The 740-nt window shown below is 67.0% G+C and carries 1 protein-coding gene; it reads left to right on the top strand.

What is annotated here, in order from left to right:
- A partial coding sequence (locus tag LQ232_RS23480; protein ID WP_230182826.1) for an AMP-binding protein occupies nt 1-740 on the top strand: 740 nt, incomplete at both ends.

The raw sequence follows: 740 nt of genomic DNA, 5'->3' as shown, positions 1-740 counted from the left end.
GCTTGTTCATCAACACCTTGCCGGTGATCTGTGCGCCCAAGGCAAGTCAGCCCGTGGGCGAGTGGCTGCGCGCGCTTCAGGCGCAGAACCTGGCCGCCCGCGAGCACGAGCACACCCCGCTGTACGAAATCCAGCGCTGGGCTGGCCTGGGCGGGCAGGGCTTGTTCGACTCCATCCTGGTGTTCGAGAACTTCCCGGTTGATCAGGCCTTGAACGGTGCTTTGCCCGGTGGTCTGCGTGTGGACCACGTGCACAGCGCCAGTGGCAACCACTACCCCTTCACAGTCCGGGTGCTGTTGTGCGAAGACCCGCAGCAACCGGCGTCCGGCCCATGCCTGCGTCTGGACTATCTCCACGCAGAAGCGTTGGTTGATGTCGAGGTGGCCCTGCGGCTGGCTGCGCAGTTCGAGCGCCTGCTTCAGGCTTTGGCGATGCAGCCCGTGCAGGCACTCGGTGAGATCGACATGCTCGATGCGCCCGCACCATTGGCCACGGTCAAGGCTCAGCCAGCCACATCGGTCCTGGCGCTGTGGCAGCGCAGCGTGGCCCAGTCACCGCAGACAGACGCGGTGCGCTTCGAGGAGCAGGCCTGGTCTTACCAGCAGCTGGACGAGCAGAGCGAGCGCCTGGCGCAAAGGCTGCGCGCCCTGGGCGTGGGCCCGGAAGTGCGCGTGGGCGTGCATGCCCCGCGCGAAGGCGAATTCGTGCTCGGCCTGCTGGCCGTGCTCAAGGCCGGTGGC

This window comes from Aquabacterium sp. CECT 9606 (assembly GCF_918741295.1).
Classification (GTDB): domain Bacteria; phylum Pseudomonadota; class Gammaproteobacteria; order Burkholderiales; family Burkholderiaceae_C; genus Aquabacterium.
The sequence above is the reverse complement of the archived record's forward strand: the minus strand, read 5'-3'. Positions and strand labels throughout refer to the sequence as shown.